At 39.8% G+C, this 14,175-nt stretch carries 13 protein-coding genes and 2 pseudogenes; 8 read left to right on the top strand and 7 right to left on the bottom strand.

The annotated features are described in order from the left end of the window. The 4 genes and pseudogenes from ACP69Y_RS11745 to ACP69Y_RS11760 all read left to right on the top strand — a co-directional run. Positions 1-77 (top strand): annotated as a pseudogene (locus ACP69Y_RS11745) (FAD-dependent oxidoreductase); the annotation flags it as partial. 201 nt (positions 78-278) lie between these two features. After that, the gene (locus ACP69Y_RS11750) at positions 279-623 is read left to right on the top strand and encodes a hypothetical protein (RefSeq protein WP_425918563.1); all 345 of its coding nucleotides are present in this window, start codon (positions 279-281) and stop codon (positions 621-623) included. A gap of 120 nt (positions 624-743) precedes the next feature. Continuing rightward, positions 744-1,445 carry a VIT1/CCC1 transporter family protein gene (locus ACP69Y_RS11755; protein ID WP_425918564.1) on the top strand — a complete coding sequence of 234 codons (702 nt, stop codon included), beginning with the start codon at positions 744-746 and terminating at the stop codon, positions 1,443-1,445. Between the two features lie 131 nt (positions 1,446-1,576). Beyond that, the gene (locus ACP69Y_RS11760; protein WP_425918565.1) at positions 1,577-2,788 is read left to right on the top strand and encodes a YeeE/YedE family protein; all 1,212 of its coding nucleotides are present in this window, start codon (positions 1,577-1,579) and stop codon (positions 2,786-2,788) included. 68 nt (positions 2,789-2,856) lie between these two features. On the opposite strand, the gene ACP69Y_RS11765 is transcribed toward ACP69Y_RS11760, so the two are convergent. Genes ACP69Y_RS11765 through ACP69Y_RS11775 form a run of 3 tightly spaced genes read right to left on the bottom strand, consistent with a single transcriptional unit; the run spans position 2,857 to position 5,470 of the window. After that, positions 2,857-3,375, bottom strand: a complete 519-nt coding sequence (locus tag ACP69Y_RS11765; protein WP_425918680.1) for a hypothetical protein — start codon at positions 3,373-3,375, stop codon at positions 2,857-2,859. 56 nt (positions 3,376-3,431) lie between these two features. Next, positions 3,432-4,211, bottom strand: coding sequence for a TIGR03915 family putative DNA repair protein (locus ACP69Y_RS11770; RefSeq protein ID WP_425918566.1), 780 nt, complete (start codon positions 4,209-4,211; stop codon positions 3,432-3,434). Further along, positions 4,211-5,470 carry a putative DNA modification/repair radical SAM protein gene (locus ACP69Y_RS11775; RefSeq protein ID WP_425918567.1) on the bottom strand — a complete coding sequence of 420 codons (1,260 nt, stop codon included), beginning with the start codon at positions 5,468-5,470 and terminating at the stop codon, positions 4,211-4,213. Before ACP69Y_RS11775 ends, ACP69Y_RS11770 begins: the two co-directional genes overlap by 1 nt. 202 nt (positions 5,471-5,672) lie before the next feature. Between ACP69Y_RS11775 and ACP69Y_RS11780 the strand changes: the two are divergent. Next, positions 5,673-6,722 (top strand): annotated as a pseudogene (locus ACP69Y_RS11780) (NAD(P)H-dependent flavin oxidoreductase); the annotation flags it as partial. Between the two features lie 85 nt (positions 6,723-6,807). Here ACP69Y_RS11780 and ACP69Y_RS11785 read toward each other — a convergent pair. Together ACP69Y_RS11785 and dusB are read right to left on the bottom strand one after the other, a co-directional pair. Beyond that, on the bottom strand, positions 6,808-7,434 hold the full coding sequence (locus ACP69Y_RS11785) for a hypothetical protein (RefSeq protein ID WP_425918568.1): 627 nt from the start codon (positions 7,432-7,434) through the stop codon (positions 6,808-6,810). 312 nt (positions 7,435-7,746) lie between these two features. Further along, positions 7,747-8,772 carry a tRNA dihydrouridine synthase DusB gene (gene dusB, locus ACP69Y_RS11790; protein ID WP_425918569.1) on the bottom strand — a complete coding sequence of 342 codons (1,026 nt, stop codon included), beginning with the start codon at positions 8,770-8,772 and terminating at the stop codon, positions 7,747-7,749. An 82-nt stretch (positions 8,773-8,854) separates the two neighbouring features. On the opposite strand from dusB, the gene ACP69Y_RS11795 reads away from it, so the two are divergent. Both ACP69Y_RS11795 and ACP69Y_RS11800 read left to right on the top strand, forming a co-directional pair. Next, on the top strand, positions 8,855-10,063 hold the full coding sequence (locus ACP69Y_RS11795; RefSeq protein ID WP_425918570.1) for a DUF1615 family protein: 1,209 nt from the start codon (positions 8,855-8,857) through the stop codon (positions 10,061-10,063). Beyond that, positions 10,030-10,680 carry an HAD-IB family hydrolase gene (locus ACP69Y_RS11800; RefSeq protein WP_425918571.1) on the top strand — a complete coding sequence of 217 codons (651 nt, stop codon included), beginning with the start codon at positions 10,030-10,032 and terminating at the stop codon, positions 10,678-10,680. Before ACP69Y_RS11795 ends, ACP69Y_RS11800 begins: the two co-directional genes overlap by 34 nt. Before the next feature lie 447 nt (positions 10,681-11,127). Here ACP69Y_RS11800 and ACP69Y_RS11805 read toward each other — a convergent pair whose 3' ends face one another. Further along, positions 11,128-12,222 (bottom strand): fatty acid desaturase family protein, encoded by a 1,095-nt coding sequence (locus tag ACP69Y_RS11805; protein WP_131215684.1) that lies wholly within the window; start codon positions 12,220-12,222, stop codon positions 11,128-11,130. A 14-nt stretch (positions 12,223-12,236) separates the two neighbouring features. Further along, positions 12,237-13,304 (bottom strand): ferredoxin reductase, encoded by a 1,068-nt coding sequence (locus ACP69Y_RS11810; protein WP_425918572.1) that lies wholly within the window; start codon positions 13,302-13,304, stop codon positions 12,237-12,239. 139 nt (positions 13,305-13,443) lie between these two features. Between ACP69Y_RS11810 and fabR the strand changes: the two genes are divergently transcribed. Next, positions 13,444-14,139, top strand: a complete 696-nt coding sequence (gene fabR, locus ACP69Y_RS11815; RefSeq protein WP_425918573.1) for an HTH-type transcriptional repressor FabR — start codon at positions 13,444-13,446, stop codon at positions 14,137-14,139. The last annotated feature ends 36 nt before the right edge of the window (positions 14,140-14,175 follow it).

Consider the following 14,175-nt stretch of genomic DNA (forward strand, 5'->3'; position numbering starts at 1 on the left):
AGATCATCATTGCCACCGGTGAAGGTGCCAAGGCATCCCTATCTGCTTTCGATTACATCATTCGTTCAGGGCAATAATTGCATCATCCAGCCAATTAAATTTGAATAAATAAATATAGGCTTATATCCATCCGTAAATATAAGCCTTTTTTTTCACTTGATTTTTTTCACCGAACATTACATTTAATCAACAATTTTTGAGCGATATTTAAGAGACTTTTCGATTATATTCGCTTTATCCCACTTATATGGGTAAAACAATTAGAAGGACATATGAAAATGAATAAATTACTTGTTGCTTTAGGTCTGGCTGCTACAGTTGCTTTAGTTGGTTGTAATAAAGACAAAGCGCCTGAGACTGGTGCGACAACTGGAGAACATATGCAAAATGCTGCAGATCAGGCAGGTCATGATATTTCTGATGCGACTGCTGAAGCAGCTGCAAAAACCGAAGCTGCGACTGATGAAGCTATAGCTAAAATTGATGCTGCAGGAGAGGAAGCTGCTGCAAAAACTGAAGCTGCTGCACAAGACGTGAAAGAAGCAACCAAAGAGGCGACTGCAGTAACTGCCGGTGCTGTAGAAAATGGTGCTGCTCACGTTAAAGAAAAAGCCCAACAATAATTTAATTGATTGAATAGAAAAGCTCCTTTTTAGGAGCTTTTCTATTTTTTAGCAATCTTGATTTTACCCTTCCACTTCTTATATGGTTGAAGTGCCAATATTTTTTAAGAGCATGTTTACATGTCATATTCTTTTCATCATGAAAAACATTATATTCAAAGAACCGGTTGGCTTCGCGCAGCAGTACTGGGTGCAAATGATGGGATTATTTCAGTCACCAGCCTCATTATAGGTATGGCTGCAAGTGGAGCTTCATCGCAAACCCTACTGATCACATGTATTGCAGGTTTAATTTCAGGCGCAAGCTCTATGGCCGCAGGTGAATATATTTCTGTGAAGTCACAAGTAGACATTGAAAAAGCAGATTTACATATGGAGGCTCGCGAACTTAAACGTAATCCTGAACATGAGCTTAAAGAATTGGCCCAAATCTATATTATGCGCGGTTTAAAGCCTGAACTTGCACATGAGGTTGCGCTACAACTCACGGCACATGATGCTTTGCAAGCACATGCCAGAGATGAAATTGGGATTCACGCAAATACAGCAGCCAATCCCTTACAGGCCGCTGGTTCCTCTGCCCTGGCTTTTTCACTGGGTGCATTATTTCCGATGTTCTCGATTTTGGTCAGTCCAGAACGTTATGTGGCAATGACTGTCATGATTGTTGGTATTTTATCTTTAGCTACACTGGGCGGATTATCCAGCTATTTTGCCGGCACATCCCTGCTTAAAGGCAGTTTGCGTGTTACGCTCTGGGGCATTATTGCCATGACCTTCTCTGCATGGATTGGTTCACTTTTTAATATTCAAACCATTTAGTTAATTTGTTTTACTGATATATAAAATAAGTTATTCTCAATTAAAAATCATATAATCTATCAGTTTTGATAATATTAAAGGTGAATAATCAATTAAAATATCGATATTCATTTATTTAATTTTATACTCCCATGTCTGTGATTGCTGCAAAATCCAATCGATCTAATCTATCGATCTGGGTTGCTCTTTTTCTATTGCTTATTGGTACGCTAGGTGCCTATCAAGTTGTTGGGCTGAATCAAGCCTTATTATTCCTCGTTGGCGGCGCCTTGGGCATGACGCTTTATCATGCCTCATTTGGTTTTACTTCCAGCTGGCGTGTCTTTATTAAAGAACGTCGTGGTCGTGGCTTACGTGCGCAAATGATCATGCTGGGTCTTGCTGTATTGCTATTCTTCCCGGCTTTAGGCGCAGGTGAATTATTTGGCAATCCTGTCAAGGGTAATCTCAGCCCTGTCTCCATGTCGGTGATGATTGGGGCTTTTATCTTTGGTATAGGCATGCAATTGGGTGGCGGCTGTGCTTCCGGTACACTCTACACAGTAGGTGGCGGCAGCGCGCGTATGATTGTGACCCTGATCTTCTTTTGCTTAGGCTCTTTAACTGCAACGACACATTTGGATTGGTGGTTTAATCTGCCACACCTTGCACCCATTTCCATAGTTTCAAGCCTGGGTGTTATCCCTGCGCTAATCGTCAGTTTTATCCTGTTTGCTGCTATTGCATTTGCAACCATTTATTTTGAGAAAAAACGTCATGGTTCACTTGAAGTCGAACCTGTTGCTGAAACTCAGGGATTAAAACGCTTTTTACGTGGTCCTTGGCCCTTGATCTGGGGCGGGATTATTTTGACCTTGCTCAACTTTGCCACTTTAGCTTTAGCCGGTCGCCCCTGGGGTGTCACTTCTGCCCTTGCAGTTTGGGCGGCTAAATCTGCGAGTTTAATCGGTGTAGATGTCGCTTCTTGGGCTTATTGGCAACAACCAGGTAATGCCAAAGCTTTGTCAGAATCATTATGGTTCGATATTACCTCTATGATGAACTTCGGCATTATGCTGGGAGCATTATTGGCTGCCAGTCTGGCCGGTAAATTCGCGCCTAACTTGAACATTCCAAAACGTTCACTGATTGCTGCTGTTGTTGGTGGTTTACTATTAGGCTATGGGGCACGTTTGGCGTATGGCTGTAACATTGGGGCTTACTTCAGTGGTATTGCATCCGGCAGTTTACATGGCTGGTTATGGCTGATCTGTGCTTTTATTGGTAACAGTATTGGTGTAAAGCTTCGCCCAATTTTCTTTCCCGGTGAACGGCCACAACCTGAAAAACTAACTGGTTGTTAATTCTAAAATCCTGAAATTAAAAAGCCCATCTTTTGATGGGCTTTTTAATACATTCTATTTTTTAGTATTTAGTTTAAAGCGGCTTTCAAATTACAGCCAAAGCCCATTATTTCCTGAGCCTGACGGTAGGTAGTATATCGATTTAAAATAAAATCATAAAACTGGTCGGCATCTGCAAAACTTTTTTCCAAGTCTTCAGCTTGCATATTGGGTAACTGGACTTGCCCAATTAAATTCAGGTTTTGATTGCCCAAATGATACATCTCTGCAAAATATCCATTCATCATTTCACAATAGGCCTGCTTCACCGGCTTTAATGAGGTCCGGCTCACTGCATTCTGATCTAATGTCTTGAGTTGATTAGCATCCAGTACTGACTGATCTGAAAAGGCAATATTATTGGTTTTTTTAAATGCCTGATAATTCTTAGATAACTGTTGATTTAAAGTCTCAAAGCGCTGTTGCAAACTTGCCGCATCTTGCACTTTGTATTGTTGAGGATCAATCTGTGTTTTATGCTGTTCAGAGCTTGAACAAGCTGAAAGTAATATACTTGAAATCAAAATCGTAAAAATTAACGGCTTCATCATCACTTGCCCAGTAGTCGCATTATACAACACAACATTATGCCTGAAATATCCAGTTAAATTGACTTTTCATTCATATAGCGCCAATACCGTTTCGGTACATATTGAATATGCAATTTCATATTTTGTCGTGCTTGGATATTTACACTATGAAAATAGTCTTTCCATAGCTGATCATAAAGCCATTCTTGCTCATCCAGTTCTACAGTAAAGGATTGACTAAAACCAGTAGCGAGCTTGGCATCGATCTCCTTGGCATTCATTTCAATTTGATGCACCTGCTGCAAATCGTAATAAATACCATACTTACGCTTTTCATCATAAATTAGCCAGCTCTGATCCTGATAACGCGCTTTAAAATGTCGTTCAATCAATGGCAGAACGTTAAAATCTGGTCGAACCAGACTTAAAAACAAACCATCCTGACATTTCTTAAAACGCACAAAGGCTTCCATACGATGCTTTTCACGCCCCACCTGTTTGGTCCACTGTGCTAAGGCCAAAACATCGGGATGTCCATAATTTTCATCGACCTTATATTTATGCTGAAAAATATACAGGCAATAATTAAATAAGTGCTGATAAGCAGTTTGATTTTCGGATAGAAAAGTATAGTAGAAATTGCGCTGACTCTGACTCGATGTTTTTTGCTTTAGTCCTTGCCAGACACGCTGTGCCTGCTCATCATTTGAAGCGACCTGAATAAAATTATCAAATAGTTCATTTTGGGCATGCCCATCACTGGTGACATTGACCTGAAACTCTTTAAATTGAAATGCGCGAAATACACAACTGAGTAAGCCGGTCATACTGCCATCGAAGCCATAGGTCGCCATCAGAAGCCAAAGCCTAATTGCGGGGAAAGTTGCTGAGTATATTTTGACTGTCCCGACTGTAAAATCTGATGACGAATCTGGCTGGGTAATTGTTCTTTAACAAATTTAGGCGTATCTGCACAACGAATAAAATATTGCGCCCGGTTATACGCCACCCCAATACGTTTGAGTTGATCAATATGAATTTTACCAAAGCGACGTGCTTGGACAATTTTTTTAGCAGAACGCACTCCAATACCCGGTACACGTAAAATCATTCGATACTCCGCGTGGTTCAAATCGACCGGGAATTGCTCCGGATGACGCAAGGCCCAACTCAGCTTGGGATCAACATCCAAATCCAGATTCGGATGTTTTTCATCAACCAGTTCTGTCGCATCAAAACCATAAAAACGCATTAACCAGTCACTTTGGTATAAACGGTTTTCTCTGAGTAAAGGCGGTGCGGAACCAATCGCCGGTAAGGATTTTTCCTGCTCATTAATCGGGATATAACCGGAGTAATACACACGTTTCAGATTAAATTCCTTGTAATGACGATCTGCCATTAAAATAATATCCTGATCGGTTTCACTATATGCCCCCACGACCATTTGTGTAGTTTGCCCTGCCGGTACAAACTTGGGAACGGAGCGTATGAGCTTGCGTTCATCTTTAAATTGAATTAACCGGTCGCGCACAAGAGCTAAATCTTTTTGCACTTCTGCATGGTTTTTTTCGGGCGCAAATTTTTGTAAACCTGCTTCAGTTGGCATTTCTAAATTAATACTCATCCGGTCTACATATAAACCGGCTTCGGTAATAATATCCTGTGATGCACCGGGGATAGTTTTTAGATGAATATAGCCATTAAAATTTTCTTCCAGGCGTAATTTTTTCACCACCTGCAGCATACGTTCCATAGTGTAATCTGCCGATTTAAAAATACCGGAACTTAAAAACAAGCCTTCAATATAATTACGGCGATAAAAATTCATGGTCAAATCAACCACTTCCTGTACAGTAAATGCGGCTCGTTTTACATCATTGGAGCGTCGCGATACACAATAAGAGCAGTCAAAAATACAGACATTGGAAAACAAAATTTTTAGTAAGGATACACAACGACCATCTTCGGTATAGCTGTGACAAATTCCGGAACCGGTATTGCCCAGACCTTTATCTTTGTTTTTACGATTACTGCCACTTGAAGAACACGACACATCATACTTGGCAGCATCGGCTAAAATTTGCAGTTTTTCACGGATCCGTTCAGACATGAGCAGGCAACATTTGACGATAAAAACACATTATAAATTTTAATTTTATAACGCGGTGTGTACTGATCTTGGACGCGACAAAGGATGACGTTTTGTTTTTTAATTCAGGAACTAAAAATCCTTTTTTTATTTCGCCAGGAAATAACGAATATTATTTGCTTAATTTTCAGGGCTTGGGCAAAGTAATACGGATGAGGAGGAACTAAATATGACTTTATTACAACAACTCGAGATTAAACATCCTATTTTCCTTGCCCCAATGGCGGGTGTTTCTACCCCAAAACTGGCTGCTGAAGTATCTAATCAAGGAGGTTTGGGTTCACTCGGCTTAGGAGCCAGCACAGTTGAAGCTGCACGTCACCAAGTTCTAGAGACTCAGGTACTGACCCATCAACCTTTCCAGGTGAATTTCTTTTGCCATCAAAGTTTAGAATTAGACCACGAGATTGCACAGCAATGGATTCAATATTTAGCGCCTCAATTTGAGAAGTATCATGCTGTTCCCTCAACAGAATTAAAATGTATTTATCCCAGCTTTTTAGATAATGACGACTATTTAAACTTAGTTTTGGAAACTAAGCCTAAAGCGGTCAGTTTTCATTTTGGTATTCCACACCCTCATCAAATTCAGGCTTTGAAAGCTGCTGGTATTATCACTATGGTTTCTGCCACCAATCTGGCTGAAGCCCTAGAAATTGAAGCTGCAGGTATTGATGTCATTATTGCGCAAGGGATTGAGGCAGGTGGACATCGCGGTATCTTCAACAACACATTTGACAGCGCTGTTAAAACATCTGATTTAGTTCAATTACTTAAACAATACTGTAGCCTGCCTATTGTTGCAGCAGGTGGTATTATGAATGGACAACAAGCCCAGTTATTAATGAAACTAGGTGCAGCAGCCGTTCAGCTAGGAACAGCCTTCGTACAATGTAAAAGTTCCAATGCAAATGCTGCATATCGAAAAGCCCTGTTTAGCAAACCGATTACTCAAATTAGCGCAAGTATTTCGGGCCGTCCTGCACGTGGTTTAATTAATCACTGGCATACTCAAATCGATCGTCCCGAACGACCTGCTGTAGCGACCTATCCGTACTGCTATGATCTGGGTAAACAACTGAATGCCGCAGCAACAGCACAAGGCGATCATGGTTTTGGTGCATTTTGGGCAGGGACCAATGTGGCTCAAATTCGAGAAATGGAAGCTGCTGATTTAATTAACCAACTGGTCTTAGAGATGATCCAACACTAATTCTCTGCCCTAAACCAATTAAAAAGTCATAAAAAACCTCTCAAAAAGAGAGGTTTTTTTAATTTAATAATGTATGAGCAAAAGATTAGCGATGAGCACGTAGCCACGCATCTTTAGCCGCATATTTTGCCTGCTCCCAATTCAGACGGGATTGTCCTTTGCTACCTTCCCATTGACTTTGTAGCTCCGGCTCTACCTGTTCAAAATGGGTATCGCTGTCAAAAAGAGGACGATTTTTATATCCGACCTCATATGCGCCACGATAATCCCGATCATAATCTAAATCGTGATGTGTGGTACGTGTTTCATGAAAGTAGGGTCTGGCTTGATGTTGCTCGCGCCAGTAAGTATCTTCCTCTTCAGGATTAGCCTTTTGTGCGATGTCATTACCAGCAATTCCGCCAACAATGCCACCGATAAGGCCGCCAACTACCGCGCCCGGGGGCCCACCGACCATACCTAGTGCAGCCCCTACAGCTGCGCCACCTAAAGTACCGGCACTGGTCGCAGCCAGATGATCTCCAGCTTCGGTCATATCGGGTACACGATGACTTTCAGTCGCGGGCGAATTCAGGTCAGAACGCGCACTACTATCATCCGTGGGTGGACTAGATTTTAGGGAATTGCTATTAAGTGCATCACCCCGTTCTGGAGACAGTTCTGTTGGAGCTGCAGGATTAATATCTGAAACTGGCCGATTGGTATTTACCATTTTCTTTCTCCTTATGTCTTTCTATAGATCTATAGACCAATAGCTTTATAAGTTGATAAAATATTTTAAAAGTCGGCTTATTGAGCTGATCAAAATTAGCATAGATCAAATATGAGTAAGCTATGTTTCATAACTGTCCCGATTAAGTGATGAGATGTTGTGTTCTGTAATTCTTGGATTATTATTATAAAAGTATTGTTCTAAAATAATTAGAATACTATAAAAGTCCACTACTCTCCCTGAGAAAAACTATTTTTAATAAAAAAAGTAGTGAGATATTTTCAATGATGAATCAAAACAAAAATAAAGAACTTATTTGGTTTCCAGCAAATTAACCTGCTCGACTTGCACATCACTCATAATTTCACCTTGAGCAAGAAGCTGATTAAAATAGTCTTCCACCACATTGAACTGTTCAGCCGTACTTTCAACCTTATACATATTTTGGCGAAATTCATTGCTTGAACGTAATCCCCTGGTATACCAGGCAATATGTTTACGTGAAATACGACAACCCGAATATTCCCCATAGAAGTCATACAGTTCAGATAAATGTCCTAATAGTACATCTTTCACTTCCTGAATATTCGGTGCAGCTAAATGCTTTCCAGTGGCTAAATAGTGGGAAATTTCACGGAAAATCCACGGTCGGCCTTGTGCAGCACGTCCAATCATCAAGGCATCTGCACCCGTGTAATCGAGTACATATTTGGCTTTTTCAGGACTGTCGATATCGCCATTGGCAATCACAGGAATATTCAACATCTGTTTGACTTCTTTAATCAAACTATAGCGTGCAGTATTTAAATACATATCTTCACGGGTCCGACCATGCAATGCCAATGCAGCGATACCCGCCTCTTCCGCACGTTTTGCCACCCGCATAATATTTTCATGACCATTTAAATAACCCAAACGGGTTTTTAAAGTCACCGGCACATCCACAGCAGCCACGACCGTATCTAAAATACGTGCAACCAGATCTTCATCTTTTAATAATGCAGAACCTGCCAGTTTATTACAGACTTTTTTGGCGGGACAGCCCATGTTGATATCAACAATTTGTGCGCCATTTGCGACTTGATAACGTGCTGCTTCGGCAAGATCGAATGGATCGGAACCTGCAATTTGTGCAGATATCGGCGCAAGTTCACCATCAAAATTGGCACGGTACAAACTTTTCTTACTCATGCGTAAGGTCTGGTCTGAGGTCATCATTTCACTAACGGCATGTCCTGCGCCAAAATACTTACATAACGTCCGAAATGGACGATCCGTAACACCTGCCATCGGAGCAACAATTAAATTATTTGACAGCTGATATGGACCAATATACATATAAATTCATCACTTTTTCGACCGGCATAGTATACTGCATCTGCTGTATTGGCTCATCCTTTTGGAATATGTTTTCATCATTATGAAAAAAACTCATTTTCTTTCCTCTCATGTTAAATCCTTGAGTATCCTAGCTTTGTCTCTTAGTTTAGTGGCATGTGGAGATAATTCCTGGTGGTCAAAAAATAACGAACCAACTTTAGAAGAAGATCAAATCAAGCGTCTTATTCCGACACGTGTCAATAATCGTAGTTCATGGGCCAAAGATATTTACAGTATTACAGACCAGCTCGACATTCCCCAAACCAAGGAAAATATTTGTAGTATTGTGGCTGTCGTCGATCAAGAGTCTAACTTTGTTGCCGATCCGCAAGTTCCCGGTTTAGGTCAAAAAGCGGTTAAAGAAGTTCAAGACCGTTTAGCTGAAAAATTTAAAGATAAATTAGGTGATGCGATTGGCGGAACAGTTGCAGGCTATTTCCAGGAAGTCTTAAAAAATCAGCCAAGCCCTGAAGATAACTATTTAAGTCAAATGCGTCGGGTAAAAACTGAACGGGAATTAGATGAGTTATATCGTGAAATTTTTGCCTATATGTCAAAGCATTATCATGTCAGCGCATTAACAGGCGCTGCTAAACTGGTTGGACAGGATATTGGTGAAAAATTAAATCCAATTACTACATTGGGTTCAATGCAAGTTCATATTGGTTATGCCAAAGAACATAAACGTCAAGGCGGCAATATTGCCGAATTACGTACCGACTTATATAGTCAATACGGTGGTTTGTATTACGGGATTCATCGTTTAATGATGTACCCTGCCGATTACGCTAAAGCCATTTATCGATTTGCAGATTATAACTCTGGCATGTATTCAAGTCGCAACGCCGCTTTTCAAAGCATGCTGAATGATTTAACGGCAGCTGAATTAGACTTGGATGGCGACTTATTGCTTTACACTAAAGAAGGTTCAATCCGTTCTGCTGGCAGCCAGTCTGAACGCGAACTGATTAGTGTTTTTGCAGCCAACAATATATTGGTCACACCACGACAAATTCGTTCTGACTTGAAAAAAGAGAAAGATAAAGGTTTTGAAGATACTGCTACCTATCGTGCTGTAACCAAGCTCTACCATGAAAAAACAGGCAAAGATCCTATGTATGCGATTATGCCTGAAGTGGTCATTTCTGGTCCTAAACTAAGCCGTGAATATAATACCAACTGGTTTGCCACACGCGTAAATGGAAGATATCAATCATGTATGCAACGAGCAAAAAGAATAAAAATTTAGCGCTCTTCGATTTTGATGGAACCCTGTGTAAAAAAGACAGTTTCACGGGGTTTATCTTTTATGCTTTGTCCAAACGTCATATCATTAAACAGGGCATTAAAATTCTGCCCTGGATTCAAGCCTATTATTTAAATGCTTACCCTGCGCATGCCATGCGTTCTAAATTATTTCGTGCCATGTTCAGCAATGCAGATGCTTTAGAATTACAGCAAATTGCTCAGGGCTATGCGAACAATTTAGTATCTCAGTTAAATCCGTCCTTGCTGAAACAACTTAAACAGCATCAAGCTTTAGGCGATGAAGTTGTCTTGGTTTCAGCATCAGTTGATGTCTATCTGCAACCTGTCTGTAGCTTATTGAATATTAATTTAATTTGTACCCAGACTGAACAAATAAATAATACTTATACTGGACAATACACGACTCCAGACTGTAGTTCGGAACAAAAAAGGCAGCGCATTTTAGAAAAATATTCTTTAGCTCATTATTCCGTGATTTATGCTTATGGCAACAGTCGTGAAGATAAAGAAATGCTGGCTCTTGCACATCATGCCTATATGATTGGTGTCAATAAAACACTTCCGCCATTACCAAACAATATTCAAATTGCAATTTAAAAACTATAAACTTTCCAACTCATATAGCTTATCTCGCCAGTCAATAAAATGAAGAAAATTTAATAAAAAATAAAACTAAATCAATGTTTTTGCAATATAAAAAATAGTTTAACAAAATAACAACTCTGATTTTTTTAAGGTAATTTATTCTTATAAACACATGATAATTAATAAATCAGGGTATTTATTTCATGAATTTATTTAATCCACCAAAATTATTAAATGGCCTACAGATACGCTTTGGCGAAAATCCAATGGCCTTGTTAGCCTTGTTAGCCTTGTTTACTGGACATGCCAGCAAACAGCAGTAGAGTGAGCAGGAAATTGAAAGCGTGCTAAGAACTGCAAAACAAGGCAATTACATGAATTTAATTAAAACCTTACGCGCGCATATCCATTATAAAAAAACCACTTCAATCGAAGTGGTTTTTTTATATCTGCTTTTATTTATTTCTTGAATGGAAAAGCGTATTTAGCAATACGTTTAATTACGCTGCCATACTGTTTGATGAGACTTGCATTATTGTAGTTCAAACCATACTTTTCACATACAGCTTGTACTTTTGGCGCCATTTTACGATAGCGACGTGCTGGAACATCTGGATATAAATGATGTTCAATTTGATGACTCAAATGGCCGGTTAAAATATGAAAAGCTTCTGAACCGGTTAAATTAGATGAACCACGGATCTGACGCATATACCAATGTCCGCGACTTTCATTTTGAAGTACAGATTTCGGGAAGACTTCGACATCTTTAGTGAAGTGACCACAGAAAATAATACTAAAAGTCCAAATATTACGCATACCATTCGCCACGAGGTTACCAGCTAAAACAGGTAAAGCTGCCGGACCGGCAATAAGTGGAAAGAACACATAATCTTTAAACAATTGTTTAGTGATTTTGCGCTGCATCGGACGCCATTCTTGTTTCAATTGTTCTTTTGTTTTGCGCCCTTTCAAGACTTTACCAATTTCAAGATTTTGAATCGCTACGCCCCATTGAAACAATAAGCAAAATGGAATTGCATAAATCGGTTGTAAAAGATAGCCGGATTTCCAACGTTGTTCCGGGAAAAGTCGAAGCAATCCATAACCGATATCATCATCCATCCCCTTAATATTGGTATAGGTATGATGTTTATAGTTATGGGTTTGACGCCAGTTATCCGCTGTGCCAACAATATCCCACTCATAACTTGGACCATGGAATTTTGGATCATTCATCCAGTCATATTGACCATGCATGACATTATGACCGAGTTCCATGTTTTCCATAATTTTAGAAAAACCAAGTAAAGCTGTACCTAAAAGCCAAGCTGGCGGAAACCAACCTGCAAACAAACAGGCACGACCCGCGATTGATGAATAACGAATGGTTGAATAAACACGGCGAATATATTTCGCGTCCTTTTCACCAATATCATTTAACACTTCTTGTTTAATGGCATCTAACTCACGTGCCAATCCATCTAACTGAGATTGAGTAAGTTCACCATTTTTAGGATTTTTAAAATATTCTATTTTTACGGGCATATTCATTATATTTGACTCACTTATAAATCAATAACAAGATCAGACTGTGCTGAATTGATACAAATTTTTAATACATTACCAGGTTCTGAATTTTGTCCGCCATTCACCAAGTTTTTGGTTGAACCTTCAACTTTATTGCAGACACATTTATTACAGATCCCCATTCGGCAACCATGGACGGGTTTTATATTCTGCTGTTCAAGGCTGGCTAAAATTGACTGGCCCTTTGGAATAGCAAGCACCTTTTTCGATTTCAATAAAGTCACATTCACAAAGCCGGTTTCAGAACTCTCGACAGGTGTCATGCTGAAAGCTTCACTTTTAAAACTTTGCGCATGTGCAAATAACTGTTCAGCTTGTGTTACAAATCCAGATGGACCACACGCATACACCACGCTATTTTCAATATTTTCCACTAATGCAGCATGAGCCTGATTTAGGCGCTCACCGGCATCGGCTTCTTGGGTATAAAAAACCTGAAATGCAAAGTTTGGATATTGTTCAGCAAGCTGCTCTAAACGTATTATAAAAGCAACATCTGCATATTCTCTCACCCAATACAACAACTGAATTGGTGCTTGAGTCATTCGATCTGTTTTAGAGAGTGCTTCGAGCAAACTTAACATCGGGGTAATACCGCTACCCGCAGCAAGCAATAGCATCGCTTGCGCCTGTTCAGGCAACAGCATATCGCCATAAGGCTGTCCAAATTCAAGGACATCGCCGACTTTCGACTGTTCAACCAACCAAGAGCTGACTTTACCTTGATCGACTTTTTTAACCGTCAACAAAACACGTTGTGAATCAAGTTGAGTCAAACTATAGCTGCGTTCATAGCGAATGCCATCCACCTCTACAAAGATCGGATGATGCTGCCCGGCTTGTCCAACCTCAAAATGACGATTGAACTGAATGGTTAAGCTCACCATATTTTGAGCAGAACTTTCTTTTTGAACAATTTTCCCCAGTGCCTGGTTAAATGACCAAAGCGAGTTAAATTTTTGCAGCCAAAAGTTTGCTGCATGCTGATCAATAACAGTTTCAGCAAGAGAAACCAAGGGAGATTTGGTTTTTTCTAACACATGCATAGTAAGCACCACGCGATTGAATTTTAATTATTATACACATGTATATATATTTGTATATATATTCGTATTGTTTCTATTCATTTCCCAAGCGGGCAAGCAACCGCTATAATGCCTTGGTGTCTCTAATCCTTTGAAAAATATGAATCAGTCTTCAATCAAAAAAAATATTGATGTCACAACTGCTACACAAAGTCTTGCTCATGAGCTTGTTATAGTCCGTACGGTTGGTCGAAAAGCAACAATTACCAAAGAAGAACTGTTTCAAGCTGCCCTCAATTTAATTGGTCCTCAAAAAAGTATTTCATCCTTAAGCCTGCGTGAAGTTGCCCGTGAAGCTGGAATTGCACCTAACAGTTTTTACAGACATTTCAAAGATATAGATGAACTTGCAATTGAACTGATTGATCGTTCAGGGAACGTACTACGTCAAATTTTGCATCAGGCACGCTTAAAAGCGTCCAAACAAAGCAGTATTATTCGCAGTTCAGTGGAAGTCTTCATTGAACAGTTAGATGCAGATGAAGGAAATTTAAGCTTATTACTTCGTGAAGCTTATACCGGTTCTACTTCCTATAAATTAGCGGTTGAGCGCCAGTTAAACTATTTTCAACAAGAATTACAAGATGATCTGATTCGCTTGGAACGCCTTAATCACAGCAAACTGTTTCATCCTGACATTGTGGCAAAAGCCATTACCCAATTGGTGTTCAATATGGGTGCGACTGTGATTGATATGCCAATGACTGAACGCAAAGAAATTGCAGAACAAACCATGATTATGATTCGCATGATTTTAGAAGGTGCACGTCATCTGGATGTAGCACAAATTCGCTAATGCTCAAATATTTAAGGGCTCAATTCTGATGCATTG

This window comes from Acinetobacter sp. TSRC1-2 (assembly GCF_049895885.1).
GTDB lineage: Bacteria > Pseudomonadota > Gammaproteobacteria > Pseudomonadales > Moraxellaceae > Acinetobacter.

Excerpts from the sequence above, each read along its gene's own strand:
- ACP69Y_RS11750 (WP_425918563.1), top strand. The coding sequence starts at position 279 with ATGAATAAATTACTTGTTGCTTTAGGTCTGGCTGCTACAGTTGCTTTA.
- ACP69Y_RS11755 (WP_425918564.1), top strand. The coding sequence starts at position 744 with ATGTCATATTCTTTTCATCATGAAAAACATTATATTCAAAGAACCGGT.
- ACP69Y_RS11760 (WP_425918565.1), top strand. The coding sequence starts at position 1,577 with ATGTCTGTGATTGCTGCAAAATCCAATCGATCTAATCTATCGATCTGG.
- ACP69Y_RS11765 (WP_425918680.1), bottom strand. The coding sequence starts at position 3,375 with ATGAAGCCGTTAATTTTTACGATTTTGATTTCAAGTATATTACTTTCA.
- ACP69Y_RS11770 (WP_425918566.1), bottom strand. The coding sequence starts at position 4,211 with ATGGCGACCTATGGCTTCGATGGCAGTATGACCGGCTTACTCAGTTGT.
- ACP69Y_RS11775 (WP_425918567.1), bottom strand. The coding sequence starts at position 5,470 with ATGTCTGAACGGATCCGTGAAAAACTGCAAATTTTAGCCGATGCTGCC.
- ACP69Y_RS11785 (WP_425918568.1), bottom strand. The coding sequence starts at position 7,434 with ATGGTAAATACCAATCGGCCAGTTTCAGATATTAATCCTGCAGCTCCA.
- dusB (WP_425918569.1), bottom strand. The coding sequence starts at position 8,772 with ATGTATATTGGTCCATATCAGCTGTCAAATAATTTAATTGTTGCTCCG.
- ACP69Y_RS11795 (WP_425918570.1), top strand. The coding sequence starts at position 8,855 with ATGAAAAAAACTCATTTTCTTTCCTCTCATGTTAAATCCTTGAGTATC.
- ACP69Y_RS11800 (WP_425918571.1), top strand. The coding sequence starts at position 10,030 with ATGTATGCAACGAGCAAAAAGAATAAAAATTTAGCGCTCTTCGATTTT.
- ACP69Y_RS11805 (WP_131215684.1), bottom strand. The coding sequence starts at position 12,222 with ATGAATATGCCCGTAAAAATAGAATATTTTAAAAATCCTAAAAATGGT.
- ACP69Y_RS11810 (WP_425918572.1), bottom strand. The coding sequence starts at position 13,304 with ATGCATGTGTTAGAAAAAACCAAATCTCCCTTGGTTTCTCTTGCTGAA.
- fabR (WP_425918573.1), top strand. The coding sequence starts at position 13,444 with ATGAATCAGTCTTCAATCAAAAAAAATATTGATGTCACAACTGCTACA.